The sequence below is a fragment of the Marinomonas sp. A3A genome (assembly GCF_018336955.1).
GTDB classification, from domain to species: domain Bacteria; phylum Pseudomonadota; class Gammaproteobacteria; order Pseudomonadales; family Marinomonadaceae; genus Marinomonas; species Marinomonas lutimaris.
On the sequence record NZ_CP025532.1, the window covers coordinates 3,106,564 to 3,127,307 of the forward strand.

At 43.1% G+C, this 20,744-nt stretch carries 16 protein-coding genes; 6 read left to right on the forward strand and 10 right to left on the reverse strand.

The features are described from left to right. Positions 1 to 246 precede the first annotated feature (246 nt). Complete coding sequence (locus CYL31_RS20850; RefSeq protein ID WP_283248036.1) at positions 247 to 372, forward strand: hypothetical protein; 126 nt, start codon at positions 247 to 249, stop codon at positions 370 to 372. A gap of 93 nt (positions 373 to 465) precedes the next feature. Here CYL31_RS20850 and CYL31_RS14480 read toward each other — a convergent pair whose 3' ends face one another. From CYL31_RS14480 to CYL31_RS14520, 9 genes are all read right to left on the reverse strand, one after another. Further along, positions 466 to 1,398: an electron transfer flavoprotein subunit alpha/FixB family protein gene (locus tag CYL31_RS14480; RefSeq protein WP_212915900.1), complete on the reverse strand. Its 933-nt coding sequence runs from the start codon at positions 1,396 to 1,398 to the stop codon at positions 466 to 468. Next, positions 1,398 to 2,147, reverse strand: a complete 750-nt coding sequence (locus tag CYL31_RS14485) for an electron transfer flavoprotein subunit beta/FixA family protein (RefSeq protein WP_212915901.1) — start codon at positions 2,145 to 2,147, stop codon at positions 1,398 to 1,400. Before CYL31_RS14485 ends, CYL31_RS14480 begins: the two co-directional genes overlap by 1 nt. Positions 2,148 to 2,167: 20 nt before the next feature. After that, positions 2,168 to 2,584 carry an acyl-CoA thioesterase gene (locus CYL31_RS14490; RefSeq protein ID WP_212915902.1) on the reverse strand — a complete coding sequence of 139 codons (417 nt, stop codon included), beginning with the start codon at positions 2,582 to 2,584 and terminating at the stop codon, positions 2,168 to 2,170. 11 nt (positions 2,585 to 2,595) lie between these two features. Continuing rightward, positions 2,596 to 4,461 carry a feruloyl-CoA synthase gene (locus tag CYL31_RS14495; protein WP_212915903.1) on the reverse strand — a complete coding sequence of 622 codons (1,866 nt, stop codon included), beginning with the start codon at positions 4,459 to 4,461 and terminating at the stop codon, positions 2,596 to 2,598. A gap of 135 nt (positions 4,462 to 4,596) precedes the next feature. Beyond that, positions 4,597 to 6,360: an acyl-CoA dehydrogenase family protein gene (locus CYL31_RS14500; RefSeq protein WP_212915904.1), complete on the reverse strand. Its 1,764-nt coding sequence runs from the start codon at positions 6,358 to 6,360 to the stop codon at positions 4,597 to 4,599. 13 nt (positions 6,361 to 6,373) lie between these two features. Continuing rightward, positions 6,374 to 7,141, reverse strand: a complete 768-nt coding sequence (locus CYL31_RS14505) for a 3-hydroxyacyl-CoA dehydrogenase (RefSeq protein ID WP_212915905.1) — start codon at positions 7,139 to 7,141, stop codon at positions 6,374 to 6,376. Positions 7,142 to 7,337: 196 nt separating this feature from the next. Beyond that, positions 7,338 to 8,096, reverse strand: a complete 759-nt coding sequence (locus CYL31_RS14510; RefSeq protein ID WP_212915906.1) for a crotonase/enoyl-CoA hydratase family protein — start codon at positions 8,094 to 8,096, stop codon at positions 7,338 to 7,340. 20 nt (positions 8,097 to 8,116) lie between these two features. Continuing rightward, on the reverse strand, positions 8,117 to 9,325 hold the full coding sequence (locus CYL31_RS14515; protein ID WP_212915907.1) for a thiolase family protein: 1,209 nt from the start codon (positions 9,323 to 9,325) through the stop codon (positions 8,117 to 8,119). Between the two features lie 28 nt (positions 9,326 to 9,353). Next, complete coding sequence (locus CYL31_RS14520) at positions 9,354 to 10,922, reverse strand: acyl CoA:acetate/3-ketoacid CoA transferase (RefSeq protein WP_212915908.1); 1,569 nt, start codon at positions 10,920 to 10,922, stop codon at positions 9,354 to 9,356. 323 nt (positions 10,923 to 11,245) lie between these two features. On the opposite strand from CYL31_RS14520, the gene CYL31_RS14525 reads away from it, so the two are divergent. The 5 genes from CYL31_RS14525 to CYL31_RS14545 all read left to right on the forward strand — a co-directional run bounded on the left by CYL31_RS14525 (position 11,246) and on the right by CYL31_RS14545 (position 16,079). Further along, a complete protein-coding gene (locus CYL31_RS14525; protein ID WP_212915909.1) occupies positions 11,246 to 12,280 on the forward strand; it encodes a TRAP transporter substrate-binding protein in 1,035 nt (344 codons plus the stop codon). A gap of 321 nt (positions 12,281 to 12,601) precedes the next feature. After that, entirely contained in the window at positions 12,602 to 13,639 is a 1,038-nt protein-coding gene (locus CYL31_RS14530) for a TRAP transporter substrate-binding protein (RefSeq protein ID WP_212915910.1), read from the forward strand. A 27-nt stretch (positions 13,640 to 13,666) separates the two neighbouring features. Then, positions 13,667 to 14,170 carry a TRAP transporter small permease gene (locus CYL31_RS14535; protein ID WP_212915911.1) on the forward strand — a complete coding sequence of 168 codons (504 nt, stop codon included), beginning with the start codon at positions 13,667 to 13,669 and terminating at the stop codon, positions 14,168 to 14,170. Next, positions 14,163 to 15,482, forward strand: coding sequence for a TRAP transporter large permease (locus CYL31_RS14540; protein WP_212915912.1), 1,320 nt, complete (start codon positions 14,163 to 14,165; stop codon positions 15,480 to 15,482). Before CYL31_RS14535 ends, CYL31_RS14540 begins: the two co-directional genes overlap by 8 nt. Positions 15,483 to 15,623: 141 nt before the next feature. Next, positions 15,624 to 16,079: a MarR family winged helix-turn-helix transcriptional regulator gene (locus tag CYL31_RS14545; RefSeq protein WP_212915913.1), complete on the forward strand. Its 456-nt coding sequence runs from the start codon at positions 15,624 to 15,626 to the stop codon at positions 16,077 to 16,079. 123 nt (positions 16,080 to 16,202) lie between these two features. Here the strand turns inward: CYL31_RS14545 and CYL31_RS14550 are convergent, their stop codons facing one another. Next, on the reverse strand, positions 16,203 to 20,480 hold the full coding sequence (locus CYL31_RS14550; protein WP_212915914.1) for a CHASE domain-containing protein: 4,278 nt from the start codon (positions 20,478 to 20,480) through the stop codon (positions 16,203 to 16,205). Positions 20,481 to 20,744: the final 264 nt, after the last annotated feature.

Sequence of the window (20,744 nt, forward strand, 5' to 3'; positions counted from 1 at the left end):
GGAAATAGTTCACTAGAGCTACAGGATAGAGGCAAGCAATGAATCCTGACGCACACTATAAGTCAATACAGCCAAATTCAAAACTTTTCATTACCGCAAAAAAATACGCTTAAAAACACATTTTTGTAAACAGTATGGACGAATTGCGCATCCTGTGCTTTTATTAAACAAAATAACAATGAATCGAGACCTTGCACTATGCAACGAACAAAGATCTCGAGCAACAACAGACAAAAGGAAATTTTTATGGAAAACATGTTACTTGTTGATTTCTTTCATCTTGCTGCGCTAGCAACTACGGTTTGCTGCTTTTTGCTTATCAGCGGCAAACGTGTCATTGAACTTTGCTCTCAAACTAACTCAAGTAAATAAAAAAACCGAGCCAAGACTCGGTTAAAGTCACCAAATTTATTATTGACGGTCTAGCGATGTTAGACCGTCATATTCACTTTCGGCAATACTCCTCTAGAGTTTGCCCACCATCTCAGGAATAATCGTAAAAAGATCGCCTACCAAGCCATAGTCTGCTACTTGGAAAATAGGCGCGTCCTCATCTTTGTTTACTGCCACAATGACTTTGGAATCTTTCATACCCGCCAAATGCTGAATAGCGCCAGAAATACCAAATGCCATGTACAAATCCGGCGCCACAATTTTACCTGTTTGACCAACTTGCAAATCATTCGAGACAAAACCCGCATCCACTGCCGCACGAGATGCACCAACCGCTGCGCCTAGTTTATCGGCTAACGCCTCAACCAAGGCAAAGTTCTCGCCACTGCCGACTCCACGACCACCTGACACAATGCGGCTCGCACTGGAAAGATCTGGTCTTTCTGACTCAGTAATGTCGTCAGATTGCCAACTAGACAAAACACTCTCAGCCACAAAATCGACCGTTTCAACAGGACACTTCTGATCATTCTGTTGAGCGTTTTTATCAAAAGAAGACGCCCGTACTGTAATGACTTTTTTAGCATCCAAAGCCGTTACCGTTGCAATAGCATTGCCAGCATAGATCGGGCGTTTAAATTGATCTGCACTTAATACAGCACAAATATCAGACACTTGGCCAACATCTAATAAAGCGGCCACTCTTGGCATGAAGTCTTTTGACGCTGAATTGGACGGCGCAATAATGTGCGAATAGTTTGCCGCTAAATGCACGACCAAATCCCCCATTGGCTCAGCCAAGGCATATTCATAAACATCCGCATTGGCACAGAGCACCTTAGCAACACCAGAAAGACTCGCCGCCTCATCGGCAACGGACTCAACATTTTTACCTACCACCAGCACATGGATGTCATTGCCAATGGCTTGAGCGGCCGTCAAGGCGCATAAAGTAGCAGACGAAAGCGTACTGGAATTATGTTCTGCAATTAACAAAGTCGTCATTAGATCACCTTCGCTTCATCTTTCAATTTACTGATCAATTCATCCACCGACGCCACTTTAATGCCCGCACTACGAGTTGAAGGCGCTTCCACTTTATCTAATCGGTAATGAGCCTTTGGCGTTACGCTCAAGTCTGCCAAGGATAAAGTATCGAGTGGTTTACGTTTAGCCTTCATAATATCGGGTAATTTGGCATAGCGAGGCTCATTAAGACGTAGATCCGTCGTGACAATCGCAGGTAATGTCAGGGCAACAGTACGTAGCCCGCCATCGATTTCACGAGTAACAAGCGCTTTATTACCGTCGATAACTAACTTAGAGGCAAAAGTCCCCTGTGGGCGTTTAGTCAAGGCAGCTAACATCTGTCCCATTTGATTGTTATCAGAATCAATCGACTGCTTACCAAGAATAACCAACCCAGGCTGCTCTTTTTCAACCACAGCAGCAAACGCCTTGGCAACGTTCAAAGGCTCTACTTCTCCTTCGCTCTCAACAAGAACGGCACGGTCAGCGCCTAACGCCAAGGCATTACGAAGTTGCTCTTGGCTTTGCGTCGTACCGACACTCATTACGATCACTTCAGATGCCACGCCAGCTTCTTTCAGGCGAACCGCTTCTTCAACAGCGATTTCGCAAAATGGATTCATTGCCATTTTGACATTGGTTAAATCCACATTGCTATTATCTGCTTTAACACGAACCTTGACGTTGTAATCAATGACTCGTTTAACACCCACTAAAATTTTCATTCTTTCACTGACCTTTTTTCTTAACCGTGACTCAACATTTTGGCTCTGATGTCATCAGGGATTGGCTTGGCTTTAAGAACACCTTCTGCATTATGACAGGCCCAGACACGTTTTTCCGTGCACTCAACAGCTAAGTCACCACCATTAAAAAGCTGATGGCGAATCCCAAAGCTGGCACGACCAACGTCAGTAATTTCACTCTTGATAATCACCTTATCGCCAAACTTAGAAGGTTTAAAAAACTGCGAACGAGTATCTACCATTGGAAAACCAACAGCCTGTAGTTCATCTCGTATATGTCTTAGCGTATAACCCATGGCCGCAAACAAGGCCCCTGTCGATGCATCAAAATAGGCAAAATAACGCGGGTAAAAAACAATATCGGCGGGGTCGCAGTCCCCCCACTCAATTTGTATTTGGCGCTCATTGGTAAACATGATGCTCTTCCTTATAAACTGATAACCAAATCAGAAAGAGGCTCTTGATACAAAAGCTCAATTTGGTCTTCTCGATGAGCTTGCACCGCACGCTGATTCAACGAACCTTTATCAGTAATTTCATTTGCATCAATACTAGGCGGAATCGCTTGTAACAAAATTCGTTGAACGACCGTCGAGCTACCAGTACTGTTTCTCGCGAACTCGACCAATTTTTGCTTAAAAGCATCTCGAACGGCGGAATGGGCAATGATTTGCTCGTTCGTCTCCACCAAATCATGAGGAAGAATCGCCTGACAATGAGCCCAATCAGGAAAGATCAATGCACTGATGTAGCCACGGTTCGTACCACACAAGACAACATCTTGTACAAATGGCGCAAAGGCACTGATGAACTTGGCACGCAATGTCCCAGCGCTCACCCAAGTGCCGCTATCGAGTTTAAAGTCTTCCGATACACGCCCGTCAAAACGAAAACCACGCTGTGGCGCATTTTCATCCAGATAAGCAATAGCATCACCTAAGCAATAATAGCCCTCCTCATCAAAGGCTTTTGCGGTCAACTCAGGTTGACGCCAGTAACCCGGCATCACAGTTTCAGCTTTCACACGCGCTTCCAACTTACCTTCGTTTGGAACAAGCTTGATAGACACACCAGGCGCAGGAACACCAATAACACCAGAGGTTGATTCTTCAACAGAAGCGAAAGTCGCTGACGGCGCTGTTTCGGTACAACCTAGCCCTGTGACCATAGGGATTTTCTTGCCAGTATACTGAATCGCCAGCGCATCCAAATCATCCCAAATATGCTGAGCTAAGCCTGCAGCTGCAAAGAAAGTAAACTGCAATCGCGAAAAAAACTTCTCGGCTAATTCGGTATCTGCCTTTAAGTTTTTAACCAGCAGTTCAAAGCCTTTTGGCACGTTGAAATACACAGTTGGAGAAATCTCAGCTAAATTCTGTAATGTCTTAGCGAACAGTTTTTCTGTCGGTTTACCATCATCAAGATACAAACTACCGCCGTTGTACAAGGCAATTCCTATATTATGATTACCACCAAAGGTATGGTTCCAAGGAAGCCAGTCCACCATAATAGGCGGCTGGTCTTTCAAAAACTGCATAACCTGATGAATCATCACCTGATTAGCGCAAATCATACGCTGAGTATTAATCACCCCTTTTGGCATCCCTGTGGTACCCGATGTAAACAAAATCTTCGCAATGGTATCACCAGTGACCTGAGCGTTCTTAACATCAACCGCTGCAGATTCTGGGTAATCCCAAGCAGACTGAAAAGAGATAACGGGATTAGCAATCTTTGACGCTACTGCGTTTTCAAAGGTATTCCCTTTCAACACCATCACGGGGACTTGATCATCGTGGCACACAGCTTTAATAGCTGATTCATAAGGCGCCAATTCATCAACCACTATCATGCCGGGGGTCAAAATATCAAAAATCCCCTGCAGTTTTGTATAGTCTGTCGCAATAAGAGAATACGCGGGAGATAGCGGAGAATGGGCAATGCCAACATACATGCCCGCTAACGCCAGCATTAAATGCTCCAAACTGTTGCCGCAGAGAAAGACAATTGGGCGATCAACTGAAACAGGCTGAGTCAACAGCCAAGAGGCGATCTTACGCACTCGGCTGACCGCTTGCGCATAGGTGACTTTCTGCCATTCACCTTGTGCGTCACGTTCAGCGACAAACAATTGATCAGGTACCTTGTCGGCCCAATATTCAAGCTGGTCCGTCCAGCAGCGTGCATAGTCGTCTAACGCCTTTTGGCTGTTGATGATTTGCACCCCGCCTTCACGATTTTCAATGTGGATAGGATGCGCTACGACCTTAATAGGATGAAATTCACCGTTCATTTTTTGCTCCCACTCTCATCTTTTGCCCTTAGAGGACATTTTGATTATTTTTATGGCTAGAGTTCTAGGGAAGTGGCTTATTCACCACTGCCGAATTGTTATTGTTTTCTCGACTTCAGACCTAAACGGCCTGCTTCAAAATTCATATTCGCTGATACCCAAACCAGCATTTTCAACGACCTTCAAAGCCGCCATCGCAGAAGGCAAACGATAAGCACCATAGAATGCTGTCAAGGCTCTAATATTCTCCATATAAGCCTCGTCGGTGTTATCTTGTGCTTGCTGATAAGCCAGCACATTAAATATCTGCCATGTGCAACATAGAATGCCCATAGCCTCCAAGAAAGGCACAGACACAGCCAGTAAACCGTTATGATCGACATTCAGATTCAGCAAGTGTGAATCCAGTAATGACGTCACTTTAGTAACCACCAGCCGCGCTTCTGTCGCCATAGAGGCAAACACATCGTCAGCCCCAAAAGGCTGAGCCAACTGAGTTATTTCTGCTAATAACTCAGTTAATGCTTTACCTTGGTCACCACGTATTTTTCTAAACATCAAATCTCGGGCTTGAATGCCCGTTGTGCCTTCATATATGGTGGTGACACGAGCATCGCGCATAATTTGAGCAACACCGGTTTCTTCTACGAAGCCCATACCGCCAAACACCTGAATCACTTGGCCTGCCATCACATTGGCACGCTCAGTCGCAAAGGCTTTAAAAATCGGCGTAAGCAAAGCGACTCGAGCTTTTTTTGATTGATTCGTTCCTTCATGATTGTCTGCCGCTTCGGTCGCATCAATTTGCGCAGCAATCTGATAACCCAAAGCACGTAATGCAAAGGTTTCCGAACGCATTTCTAACAACATACGTTTCACATCGGCATGTTCAACAATGGCCACTTTTTCGCCTTGACTATTCGTACCTTGAGTTCGCTCTTGGGCATACTCCAATGCACGCTGATAACCAAGTTCGCCCAAAGCAACACCTTGCAAACCACAACTTAAACGGGCTTCGTTCATCAAAACAAACATGGCCATTAAGCCTTGATTCAATTCGCCAACTAATTCCCCCACACAATCATCTTGATCGCCGTAACTAATAGAACAAGTTGGGCTACCATGAAGTCCCATTTTGTGTTCAATGCCAGTGCAGCGGACATCGTTAAACTCACCTAATACGCCATCATCAGCAACACGATATTTAGGTACGATAAATAACGAAATACCGCGGCTTCCAGCGGGCGCATCTGGCGTTCTGGCAAGCACTAGATGGGCAATATTGTCGGTAAGATCATGATCACCATAGGTAATGAAAATCTTCTGACCTTTGATTTTATAAGTGCTGTCAGCTTGTTGAATCGCCTTAGTATTCAGTGCGCCTAAATCCGATCCTGCATTAGGCTCAGTTAGCGCCATCGCCACGGTCCATTCGCCGCTAACTATTTTTGGTAAATAACGGCTTTGAATAGATTCGTTGGCAAAATTCAATAAAATCTCTGAACCGCCTTGTGCTAAAGCTTGAAACATCACAAAGGCCAAATTCGCTGACAGCCACATTTCGTTTACAGGCTGGGCAATGTATTTTGGCAGACCTTGACCACCAAACTCCTCAGGCAATGCCAAACCGATCCAGCCAGATTCGGCAAATTGCTGATACGCCTCTTTCCAGCCATCAGCTGTAATCACTTTCCCGTCTCGAAAGCGACAACCTTGCACATCACCAACTTGGTTCAGGGGTGCGAGTACTCCAGCAGCAAATTTCGCCGCTTCTTCCATCACCGCATTGGCCAATTCAGGGTCAAAACCGTCTAACGATTCAACACCAGCCAGACCTTGCTGTTGATAGGCTTGTGCCACCAGCAACTGCATATCTTTGTAAGGAGCTTGATAGTTCATCATCAACTCCGAATTACTTCGCGGCCATACGAATCGCACCGTCAAGACGAATCACTTCGCCATTCAACATGCCGTTTTCGATGATGTGTTGTGCCAAAGACGCGTATTCATCAGGCTCACCAAGACGTGGTGGAAATGGCACAGATTCACCCAAAGATTTTTGCACTTCTTCCGGCAAAACATCCATCATTGGCGTTTTAAATAACCCCGGAGCAATGGTCATCACTCGAATACCAAAGCGAGCTAATTCACGAGCAATTGGCAAAGTCATGGCGCACACACCACCTTTAGAAGCGGCATAACCCGCTTGTCCAATTTGACCATCAAACGCCGCCACAGACGCTGTATTAATAATTACGCCACGTTCTAAATTGGCTTCTTGCTCGTTGTGCTGCATTTTGTCTGCAACCAAACGAATCATGTTAAAGGTGCCAATTAAGTTAACCGAAACCGCGCGCTGAAATGATGCCAAGCGGTGTGGCCCTTCACGACCGACAATACGCTCTGCGCCTGGAATACCTGCGCAGTTCACTAAACCACTAATAGGACCAAAGGCTTCAACGGCTTGATCAATCGCACTTTGTACCGAATTCTCATCAACGATGTCGGTCACGCAACCTTGTACGCGCTCACCTAAAGAGGCTTTCACACGCGCTAAACCTTCTTCATTTACATCCGCTAAAGTGACTTTCGCCCCCAAGCTATGAAGGCGACGCGCCACTGCTTCACCAATGCCCGAAGCTGAACCTGTCACCACAAAATGTTTGTCTTGAATTTGCATCTAAATACTCCTGATCTTGCTGTTATTTTTATGACAAAGGGCAGATTTACTCAGTCTTTTCCTTGTTCTTTGATAAAAAGAACCTTGGTATTTGATTCACGCTGACGCGTTGAGCTTGCGAAACAGGCGCAAGTACTTTTTATTTTAAGAACTGAATACCAAGGCTCATGGTATGCATTACCAAAGGCAAAACTTCTTAGCTTTTTTTACGATTCAAAAACGCATCAATACGCGCTTTTACTTCATCGCTGGTTTGCGTAATGCCACAAATCAATGATTCAGTGTACAGACCATCTTGTGCCGACATATTGCTAATACGGCTTAGACCTGTGGTCATGGCCCAGTTGGAGTATTTCGAATTTTTGCCAATGCCTTCTGCGATTTCAAAGGCTTTTGCCAAGGCTTCACCATTGCCAACAACATAATGCGCCAAGCCAATACGCAAACCTTCTTCGGCTCTTACATCACGTCCTGTCAGCATCATTTCTGTCATGCGGCTGGCACCAATCACATTCGATACATTTACTGATGCACCACCGCCAACGAAAATGCCATGCTTGCCCTCAGGCAGACGGTAAAAGGTATTTTCTTCACTGACGCGAACATGGGCACAAATCGCCAATTCCAAACCACCGCCAATCACCGCGCCATGCATAGCGGCCACAACCGGAATGCCAGAATCACTAATATGGCCAAACACGCGATGCCACATATTAGAATGCTTCACCACTTCAAACGGCTCACGGGCTTTATGCTCTTGCAAATCCAGACCAGAGCAAAACTCAGGGCCATTTCCTGAAAACACAATGACATTGACATCATCGGTTAAATTCAAAAATACATGCTCAATCTCAAGACATAAGCTGTCATTGATGGCATTTTTCTTTTCTGGGCGATTAAGCTGCAAATGCGCCACGCCATTTTCTACGGAATAATTAATAAATTGATATGTCATCTTGGATTACCTTTAAAATTTTATAATGAGCGATCTGAAACCTTGATAACCACCGCCATACCGGTATCACCTGCCGCGCAGCCTGTAAACAAACCATAACCGCCGCCTTTTATGACCAGCTCTTCAATCAGCTCAATAATGGCGCGCATACCGGTTGGTCCTTGAGGGTGCCCCCAAATCAACGAGCAGCCGTAGTTGTTCATTGTCATCACATCGATGCCCATGGCTTTCGCCAAAGCCACATCATTCACCGCAAATGGGTTGTGCGTTTTAATAGCGGAGACTTGTTTGATATCAATACCCGCCACCGCTAAGGCGCGTTTCGCTGCTTCTATTGGTGCAGCTGGCATGTAAGCAAGGTCATCTCGGGCTTGGCCAAAACCTAGCACTTCGACTTTAATTTTAGGGCGAGAAGTGAGTGAAGCAACTTCTTCAGAACGACAAAGAATCGCAGAGGCATTACCATCAGCAGGATGAGTTTGGTTACCAAAGGTAATCACGCCACCTTCTTGAACAGGTTTAAGTTTTTGAAGGCCTTCCAACGTCGTTGGAAAAACCCCTTCATCGCCAGTAATTACAGTGTCTTCTTTTTTGAAGTTAGCCGTTGGCACAGACAAAGGCAGCGTCATATAACGCTTTTGAAAAGCTTGATCGTCTTTCAAAGCATCTTGATATTGTTCATAACGTCTATAAGTTACTAAATCCAATTCTTCACGAGTAATATCAAAACGTTTGGCAACGTTTTCACCCGTTTGCATCATCGAATGGCCGCCAACACAATCGTTCATCATGTTATAAGTTACTTGGTCTTCAGATGCTCCAGCTGGACCTTTCGCATTTGGGTAATAAATATGCGGGCCATTTGAACAGCGATCTGCCGTCATCAAGAGAGATATATTCGCCATGCCACAGACAATTTCTGATGCAGCTGCAAACAAACCACGGGCACTGGTCGCACAGACCTGATTGACCGCATGACCTGCTGTGTTTACCGCACCAATTTCATACAAAGGCCAAGGTGCGCCGTTAAAAGATTGATACTGATTAACCGTCATGCCCAATACGCCTGAATCGAACACCTTTGGATCGATATTACGTTTCGCCAATTCGGACTTTGCAACATGAGCTGCAAACTTCATTGAATGCAAATGCTGCAAAGAGCCCTGCCATTTGGTAAACGGCGTACTCCAGTAAGCGCCGTAGGGAATTTCTACATTCTTGATAGACATAAGGTTTCCTCGCTTATTCTTGTTATTTTTACTCTTGGTTAGCCGCTGCCATGATGTCGCCCAAACCACCCCACTGCTCAGCAAAGATGGCTGCTGGCATGGTTTTAAGGTCATCAGCAATAATTGGGCGGAAAGCCATTGCACTGAGTACGTCTTTTTCCAAATCCAATCCGGGCGCAATTTCCGTTAACACCATGCCTTCTTGACGTAGCTCCAACACACAACGCTCAGTAACAAACACGACTGGCTGATGATTTCCTCTCGCAACAGCACCACTAAAGGTAATGTGGTCAACGGCTTCGACAAATTTCTGCACCTTACCTTCTTCCAACACTTTCATTTGGCCGTTTTCAAAGCCAAGCTTCGCGCCGTTCACTAAGGTACCGCAGAACACCACTTTCTTGGCACTCTGGGAAATATTGATAAAACCACCAGGCCCAACTACTTTTGGGCCAAACTTACTGACGTTTAAATTGCCATTTTTATCCGCTTGAGCCAGCCCTAAGAAAGCAATATCCAAACCGCCGCCGTCATAAAAATCGAACTGAGCTTCATGCTCAATAATCGCATCCGCATTCCACGCAGCCCCAAAATCCCCACCAGACGCGGGAATACCGCCGTAAGTGCCGAGCTCGGTTGTTAGAGTAAACAAATGGGAGACTTTTTCTTCTGCGGCAATTGCGGCGACACCGTCTGGCATACCGATGCCAAGGTTCACCATGACGTTAGCTTTCAGCTCCATAGCTGCACGACGGGCAATGACTTTGCGGTCGCTGAATGCCATAGGAGGTAAAGCATTTAGTGGCACACGAGAATTACCCGCTAAGCCCGGATTGTAAGTCGTTGTGATGGTTTGTTTGTGATCTTCGGCAGGCGCGACTGTGATGTAGTCCACCAATACGCCAGGCACTTTAACTTCTTTTGGATGGATAGAGTGGCGCTCAGCAATATATTTCACTTGTGCAATCACAATGCCGCCGCTGTTTTTAGCCGCTTGCGCCATTGGCAAAATTTCCGCTAGCATGGCTTCTTCTTCTACCGATAAGTTGCCGTCTTCATCTGCGGTTGTCGCACGAATAACCACGACATCTAATGGGAATTTTTTATAAAGCAGCCATTCTTCATCTTCAATTTCGATGCGTTTAACCAAATCTTCCGTGGTTAAAGACGTTACTTTACCGCCACTAATCAAAGGATCAACATAGGTTCCCATGCCAATTTTGGTAATCACACCCGGTTTATTACCAGCAATTTGACGCCACATTGTGGTCAACACGCCTTGTGGCAATAGATAGGCTTCAATCGCATTGTCTGTGATCATTTGCGCCATCTTGGGCGCTTGCCCTGTGTGACCAGAGATCAAGCGTTTCACCAAATTAGGATGCGCCATATGCGACATACCAGCGTCTTTACCATCACCACAACCACAGTCATGGATAAGAGTTAATTGCTGCGGATGATCTGTTTCTTTAAAACGCTGTTCAACCGCTTTTGCAACAGCCTCAGCAAAATAAGACATACCGACGGTGGACCAAGCCACATTGGCACCATCAGGAATCAAATCAGCGGCTTGCGCTAGGGAAATAACCTTGCTCATTTTGTACCCTCACATCGCTTTTATAGTTGTTTAGTTGGGTGGGATTCATTATGTTGTACATTACAACTATTTTTTTTACAAACATTTTTTATCGGCATTACTTTTTTTGAATACCATGAGTAAAAATCCAATGGGCAAAATGTTGAAAGAATCAACAATGTATGTGAAAAACAAACTATGATTTGGGTCGTGACAAAACGATGGCAGTCATAGAAACCTTGACTCGACATGGCAGAAAAGGCTCTTAGTAACTTTATGCCTCTTTATAAATAAAAAAGCACTTTTAGAGATCTTCTAATAAAAATAAAATAAAGGTGAATAAAATGAAAAAAATCCAACTAACAGGCTTAGCGATAATTGCTAGCTCAATGTTATCTATCACTTCTTTAGCGGCAGAGCCTGAGTTTAATCTCAAGCTACACCACATGCTTCCACCTGCCTCAAATGCTCATAGCAATTTTCTAGAGCCGTGGGCAAAAAAAGTAGAAAAAGAATCCAATGGCCGTATTCATATTGATATTTATCCGGCTATGCAATTAGGCGGTAAACCCGCGCAGCTTTTTGACCAAACGCGCAAAGGTATTGTCGATATCTCTTGGACTGTTGCTGGTTACACTCCTGGTCGTTTTCCTAAAATGACGTCTTTTGAATTACCATTTATTCCGAATACTGCAAAAATCACCAGTATGGCGTTACAAGAATACGCTGAAACAGAAATGCAAGATGAACTAAAAGATGTTCATTTATTGGCGGTTCATACCCATACTCCCGGCTCTCTTCACTCTCGCGACAAAAGAATTAAAACACTTGAAGACTTACAGGGGTTAAAAGTTCGCGCGCCAAATAAAGCAATGTCAGAAGCCTTCAATTTAGTGGGTGCTAATACCGTATTTTTACCAGTAACAGAAATGCCAAGCTCACTGTCCAAAGGTGTTATAGACGTCGCAGTCTTACCATATGAAGTGGTTCTACCAATGAAAATCCATGAACTTGTTGGCCACCATACTGAGTTCAAAGGCACCGGCTTATATACAAATACCTTTATTTTTTCGATGAATAAAAAAGTATATGAAAGCATGCCCGCTGACTTACAAAAGGTCATCGACAATAACTCAGGTATTACATTAGCTGGCCACATTGGTGAGCTTTTCGATAGCTACGAATTATTTGCTCGTAAATTTGCAGTAGATCGTGGCAATACCTTTGATTACATTGAAGGTGCAGAACATCAGCGCTGGGAAAAGTCCATGGCTCCAATCGCGGATAAGTGGGTTAAAGACATGAATAAAGATGGCTACGATGGCCAACGTCTATTAGATAAAACCAAAGCATTAATCGAAAAGTATAAAGATCTTTAAAGTGCAATGTACTTTCGTTAGGTATTTAAATTGCGCTCATGCTTAGTAGAACAAAAAGCACACTTTAAAATTCGTAACTATTTTAGTTTACAGTATTTTTTCGTATGACTTTTTTGAATACCTTGGTTAAAAATTCTATAAACTCGATTGTTGAAAAGCACAACAATTTATGTCACAAAGGAGATAGTTCTTAGTGGCCGTCAGGAGTGAATACCAAAGAGATTCTGTGTGTAGCGATGATCGACGTATCGGACTCACTCTCTAAAATAAAGTCATTTAATAAAATAAAAACACTACATAAAAAAAATAAAGGTGATAAAAATGAAAAAGTTCAAACTACAAAGCTTGGCGTTACTCGCTGGCTCGATTCTATCCATCAATGCCATCGCTGCAGAACCTGAATACACCTTCAAGCTCCATCACATGCTTCCACCTGTGTCTAATGCACACACTAATTTTCTACAGCCTTGGGCTGAGAAAGTAGAAGCCGAATCCAATGGCCGTATTAAAATTGATATTTATCCTGCGATGCAACTAGGTGGTAAGCCACCACAACTTTTCGATCAAACTCGTAAAGGTGTGGTTGATATTACTTGGACGGTCGGCGGCTATACTCCGGGGCGCTTCCCAAAAGCCACGGTGTTTGAATTACCTTTTATGCCCCTAAGCGCTCGTATCACAAGTATGGCATTACAAGAATATGCTGAAAAAGAAATGCAAGATGAACTAAAAGATGTACACCTACTTGCTATGCATACTCACTTTCCTGGCTCACTTCATTCCCGAGATAAAGACATTAAATCACTTGAAGATGTTAACGGCCTCAAAGTTCGTGCGCCGAACAAAATGATGGCTGACGCATTCGGTTTACTCGGTGCTAATACTATCTTTATGCCGGTACCCAGTATGCCAAGCGCCCTATCTAAAGGTGTTATTGACGTAGCAGCACTACCTTTCGAAGTGGTCAAACCATTAAAAATTGACGAATTAGCACCACATCATACTGAGTTCAAAGGGGATCGTGGTCTTTACACTCAATTCTTCATTTTCGCGATGAACAAAGATGCTTACGCAAAACTTCCAGCGGATCTCAAAAAAGTAATCGATAACAACTCTGGTGTTCCACTAGCAGGCTTCATCGGGGATGCCTTCGATGCTTATGAAGTGGGCGCTCGCGGTGATGCTATAAAACGCGGCAATACTTTCAGTTCTATTGAAGGCGCTGAATTCGATCGCTGGAAAGCTAAGCTTGCGCCTGTCACTGAGCAATGGCTAAAAGAAATGAATGATGATGGTTATGACGGACAACGTCTACTAGATGAAGCCAAAGACCTTATCAAGAAATACGAAAAATTTTAAGCCATACCGCACGTAGGATGATTTAACATGATACGTTTTACTACCGACTTACAGCGCTCTTTCCTAGGGCGCCTCTCGGACATATTTGCACTGACAGGTGGGTTTATCATGTTGGTGGTAGCGGCGGTCACCGTCGCTAGCATTATCGGCCGAACCACGATAGGTCAATCAATTGAAGGGGATTATGAAATCACGGAAATGGGCTTAGGCATGGCCATATTTCTTTTTCTCCCTGCTTGCTATATACGCAAAGGCCACGTCATTGTTGATTTGTTTACTGCTGGCTGCAAACCCAGCACCTTGCTTACTTTAGAAATTATTAGCGACATCGTCTTTACGGTTGTTGCTTTTACTTTTGCTTATCGTATGAGTCTAAGTGGCATGGAAGCAAAAGAATATTTAGAACAAAGTATGCTGCTTGAACTCCCCACTTGGTGGACTTTTATTGTTGGTGTCGTTGCAATGACACTGTGCGGCTTATGCGGTCTATATCGCTTGCTCGCCACGCTTCGTGGAGGTAATCATGAGTAATATCGAACTGGCATTTTTAATGATGGCGGTACTCTTAGTTTTAATGAGTATCCGCATTCCAATTGCGCTATCTATGTTGGTGTGTGGCGCGGTTGGTTACTCGATGATTGGTGGTTTTCCCGCTTTATTAGAATATTTAGGTACAACTCCTGTTTCTAAATTTTCAAGTTATGATTTATCGGTTGTGCCGCTCTTCTTATTAATGGGTGAACTCGCTACCCGATCTGGCATTACCGCTGAACTGTTTAGAACCTGCAATACATGGATCGGCCGCCAACGTGGCGGTATTGCCATGGCTGCTATTGCTGGCTGTGCGGCGTTTGGCGCTATTTGCGGGTCATCACTGGCAACGGCATCCACCATGGGTAAAGTTGCCTTACCTGAAATGAAGCGCCTCAATTACTCTGGTAGTCTTGCTGCGGGTGCTCTGGCCGCTGGCGGAACATTAGGGATTTTGATTCCCCCTTCTATGGTGCTAATCATCTTCGCGGTACTAACCGAGCAAAACATTTCTAAAATGTTTATTGCGGCCTTTGTTCCAGGCTTCTTAGCGGCAGGTGGTTATATTCTCGCGATTGCTATTTATGTGCGTTTATACCCTGAAGCAGGTCCACGCGGTGAAAAAACCACCTTTGCGCAAAAGATAAAATCAACTAAAGACGTTTGGCACATTACAGGGATTTTTCTCATTGTATTGGGCGGTATCTATTTAGGGATTTTCACGCCTACAGAGGCTGCATCTGTTGGTGTTATTTTGACAGCAATCCTAGCATTCACTCACGGAAAAATGCGCCTTGATGGTTTGCTAGTCTGCTTGATGAAAACCGCAGTATCTTCTGCAATGATCTTTTTCATCGTATTAGGTGCGGATCTTTTTAGTGTCTTTATCGCACTTTCAAGATTACCAGACTTAGGCGTTGAGCTTATTCAAAACTCTGGACTTTCGCCTTATACCATCTTAGTTGTCATGCTATTAACCTATCTGGTTATGGGTTGTTTCTTGGATAGCTTAGCGATGATTCTGCTGACGATTCCGATCTACTTCCCCATGATTATGGCAATGGACTTCGGCATACCACAAGCAGACTTGGGTATTTGGTTTGGCATATTAGCTTTGATCGTTGTTGAAGTGGGGTTAATTACTCCCCCCGTAGGTATGAACGTATTCATTATTAAATCGTTTGATGATTCTTTAAAGCTCAAAGAATGCTTTAAAGGCGTTATCCCCTTCTTAATTTCTGACTTTGTCAGGGTTGCCTTGTTAATACTCTTCCCGAGTATTACTCTCGGATTAGTCCATCTAATTGGCTAATAAAACACCAAAAGAGCTGGTATTCAAGCCAGCTCTTTTAGGTTATTTTAAGTTATAGACAAATCAAAATAGTTTAGCATTACACCAAATTAGCATTTTTATATTACAATGCTCGTCTATTCGATTAAAAATGAGACTCTAATGGCTGACGATACAAAAAAAACAGACCAATCAGTAGATTTTGGAATTCTTAATAGCCTACTTGGTTATCGCTTACGTCGCGCTCAAATGAACTTTTTCAGCAAGTTTTCTGAAGTCTGTTCTGACCTCGGTATCAGCCCAGGTCTATTTGCAATTATTGCTATAGTGGAACGTAATCCAGGTTTAACTCAAACAGCCGTCGCTCAAGCTCTTGGTAATGACAGATCAGCCATGGTTGCCGCAGTCGACAAATTGGAACAGATGGACATTATTGAACGCCGTCCAGCCATCAATGATCGCCGTTCTTATGCTTTATTTATGACCAAAAAGGGCGAGAAATTTTTCCTCACTATAAGCGAGCGTGTCATGGAACATGAACAAATCATGGCAGCACGCTTAGAAGACGAAAATGAATTAGATTGGCTATTAAAAACGCTAGACACCTTATCTAAATAATTGAAGTCTAAATAATCAAAATCTAAGTAGTCAATGACAAAAAAGAGGCCAATCATCTAATGATCAGCCTCTTAAAATCGATTGGCAAACACCTATGTTCTAACACTCATGTTCTAACACCTATCAAATATGTCGCTGTATTTGCTCAAAGATGATAGCAAGCCCCTCTTCTAACTCGATAAGCAGTTCGTCCGTATTAATAGAAATTAAACACGCTTCAATCTCTGTACTATCTTCGGATGTTTTTAATACATTTTCAAAAGCAAATAAGTGATTAGAAAATTTCAATAATCCCATTGTCAGAGCTGCGCCTTTTAGGGTGTGAAGATTCTCCCGTGTTTTAACACTGTCCTTCTCATTGGCACCCTCTTTTATTTTTTCTAATAAATCATTTGCTTCCAGAGCAAAACCTTCAACAACACTCTTATACAGATCTGCACTGCCGCCAAATCGACTCAAGATAGACGTTATGGATTCGTATTCACTGAGCTCTGCAGCCAATTCAACACTCTGTGATGAAGAACTCTCATCTTTCTGATCTGACGCTAGCAAATCACTCTTATGGGTATATTTAAGAATGCTGGCAACCATTTGATCTATGTCTAAAGGCTTCCCAATATGATCATTCATACCAGCATTAAAACAAGCCTGACGATCGGCTTCCGAAACATTCGCTGTCATGGCAATAATAGGAAGTGAAGTAAATCTCGCGTCCTTACGAATTTGCTTGGTTGCTTCTAAGCCATCCACGTCGGGCATTTGCATGTCCATCAGAACCAAGTCGAACTTTTCTTCTTCTCGATTCAATACCATAGCAACACCTTCTAAACCGCTTTCGGCCACTGTGACGTTAGCCCCTTCGGCGATCAATAATTCTGTCGCTACCTGTCGGTTAAAAGCATTATCTTCTACTAATAACAAGGACACGCCAACTAAACGCCCTTCTTCATGACCATTATTGTTGTCTATCAATAATGGTATTTTCACGTCAGAGAGAGATTGATAAACAGCTTCAGATAATTTGCTCAAAGTAACAGGCTTCAATAAATAGCCAGAGACAGACTCAAGCTCATTGTCTAATTGATTGCTCATCATGCTGGCCAACAAAATTATTTTCGGCTGATTTTCAGGTGAAGAAGTAACCGCATTTATACTCTCAATACTTTTTTGTCCGCTGAAATCGGATGTTTTTGTATCTAATAAGACAACATCGTAGGCATTGTTTTGTATAGCAGCCTCTTGAACTAATTGGATAGCGTGTTCCAGTGACTCTGTTTTTTCACTCATCCAGCCAAGACTAAATGCCATGCGAGCAAAAATAACTTGAGTAGCCACATTCGTATCGACAATTAAAATACGCAGCGATTTTGCCGATGTTTGATTAGGTAGCTTTTCAATCTGGATATCTGCAACAGGAAAATCCGCCGTAAAGTAAAAACGGCTACCTTTACCCAATACGCTATCGACATGTAAGGAGCCGCCCATTAGCTCCACAAAGCGACGACAAATCACTAATCCCAAACCTGAGCCACCGAAGCGTCGCGCCGTAGAGGACTCTGCTTGAGAAAATACGTCAAAAATAGAGTCTATCTGGTCCTGAGCAATGCCAATACCGGTGTCTTTTACAGAAATAGTTAAACGAGATATTCCTGAGTCAACAAGTTGCTGCCTGATTTCCAAAACAACACTACCTTCTAAGGTGAATTTTACAGCGTTGCTAACTAGATTAATCAATATTTGCAGCAGACGTAATTTGTCGCCGATAAGATAAGCGGGAATGTCTTTATCAATATCAAAAATCAGCTCTACGTCTTTTCCTAAGGAGCTTCCAGATAGAACAGTAGAGAGTTCACATAATAACTCTTCGACTTCAAACGGCGCTCTCTCTAATTCTAGCTTTCCAGCATCGACTTTAGAAAAATCTAAAACATCATTAATTAAACGCAATAAAGATTTAGCGGATATCTGTGCTTTTGAAATGTAATCACTTTGTTGCGGTGTCAGGTCTGTGCGTTTTGCCAAATGCAGCATGCCAAGAATTGCGTTCATCGGTGTACGAATTTCATGACTCATATTTGCTAGAAAGCTCGACTTTGCTGCACTAGCAGCATCGGCTTCGTCTTTTGCTTTTCGAAGCCAATCTTCTAGCTCACGCTCTTGAGTAATATCACGGTTAATGCCTGTTATTTTGGTCATTTTGCCTTCAGCATTTTTTTGTAAAGATGCTCTGGCAAAAATAAAACGAACACTCTCATCCGGTAAAACGATTCGGAATACTAAATTGTATTCAATAATTCCTTCAATAGCCCCTTTCAACGCGGCTTCAGCCATCGCCCTATCATCAGGATGAACTCGGCTATACCAGTCTATGTATTTAATGCCTTCTTGTTTTTGAGACTTAGGAAGATGGTATATTTCGAACATTGAATCACTCCACTCAAGAGTGTCATCTTCTATATCCCAAGTCCAAATCCCAAGCTCAGCGACCTCTGCGGCTAATAACAATTGGTCTCTGGTATAAATAAGCTCACGTTGGCTTTTCTTTTGCTCAGAAATATCCATCGCTATACCAAGAAAACCAATCACCTCTTGATCACTATTTTTCATTGGCGTAACCACCAAGGAGACAGGGTGAGCTATGCCATGCTTATTAACATAAGTCCATTCTTGTCTATCATAGTTGTCACGCAAAGCCCGAAAAATAAAGACATCTAAATCGTTAGCTAGATGCGTTCCTGTGGTTTTAAATATCTCAGCTCGTTGCAGCTCAATTTCAGACTCGACATGAAACCTCACTGGTGTTATCTGGCCGACGACTTCCTCAGCTGAATACCCCAACATTCTCTCAGCGCCATTATTAAACAGTGAAATAATGCCATTCGTATCAGTGGCAATAATTGAAACTTCTGAAGAGGCATTAAGGACATCATTTAAGAGCAAATTAAGCTCAACTAGCTCGGCGGTTCGCTCCTTAACTTGATTCTCTAAATTCGCATTTAACTCTCGAATTTTAGCTTCCGCTTTTTTCCGTTCGGAAATGTCACGCACACTTTGAGAAACACCTATAATGCCATAATCGTCATTAAAAATAGGCGAAAAGGTCAAAGAGACAGGGACTTCTGTGCCTGCTTTAGTCTTTCTTCGAGTCTCTATAGATATGGATTCTTTTTTGCCTTTGACACTCGTAAAGATCGCTCTATCTTCATCTTGAAGCGAGTTTGGGACTAGTAGATCAAGCACTTTTTGCCCAATAACCTCCTCCTTTGTGTAACCGAAAATTGACTCAGCCCCTTTATTCCAGCTAATAATAACGCCATCTAGGCTTTTACTAATAATGCCGTCTGCAGAGCTTTCTACTAACGCCGTGATTCTTGACTGATGGGCCATCACTTCACGCTGACGGACCATGTTCACTCGAACCACTACAACTAAACCCGTACTCAATAAACTAATTAACAAGCCAACCACTAAAAAAACAAATGGATCAGGAAGATGCAAGTCAGCAATAAACGCTGGAGAAACATGCAATTTACTTTGCCATTGACGACCATAAACTAGCGCTGTTTGAACTTGCTCATAATCATCATTTTTTATTTCACCGCTATTGTAGAAAAGAATTTGATCATCTAAGTCCGTAATATCAAAAATCTCATAATGGAATTTAGTTGGGTCATAATTTAATCCCGCCAACACCTCTTCCATTAATAAAGGCGCATAACTCCAACCAAAGCCCTTTTCGATTCGTTCAGCCTGAGTTTCAGGTGTGCCGCCGCCACGATAAATAGGCATAAGAATTAAAAAAGACTGTTGAGGCTTTCCGGTTGCTTGCACTAAGGTAATGGGCCCAGTCAAGCGAACCTCTCCTGTGTATAAAGAAGATGCCGCAGCTTCTCGACGATTTTTCTCAGAAGCAATATCCAACCCAACAGCCTGACGATTGCGTTCTACGGGTTCGATGTATTGAATAACATAATGCTCATTGAAATTGGGGTTAAGCATTTTAATGGAAAAGTCCGGCCAACCATCTTGACGAGCCTTTGAGGTGAAAACATCTACATCTGATTGTGGGACTCGGCGAATAAAACCAAAACCGCGAGCGCCCGCGAATTCATTATCAACGTCTCTCGATCGGCTATATTGTTCAAAAATATCGCGTGTTATCGTATTTTCACCAGCCGTAAGTACAGCACCGCGCGCACCGCGAAGTCCATACTGGTAAAGCTCTATTCTTGAAGCAACTTCCTGCTTTAAATTAACCGATGTATCGTAAGCAGCCTGCTTAATTCTTTCTTCGTTTGAGTGCTGAACGTTATAAGTAACAAAGCACGTGATCAATACCCCCACCAGTAAAGTAAGCATCACCCAACGGTTATGTATATTTTCAGATGATATCCAATTCACGTTTGCCTCCTGGCAAAGATCTTATTCTGCATGAACACCTAAAAAGGCGTAATTAGGGTGGCAAAATTTATTCTTAAGTGTAGATGAATTAATAACTTATAACTTAATAATGTGCGATAAAAACTAACCGAGATTACAATTTTTTACGCACCTCACATAAGACAAACTTTTTCTTCTTTTGACATAAACTCATTGTCTTAAATCAACACATTGACCATAAAAAACACATCAGCAGCCTTTTTTAAGCTATAACTAACATACTAT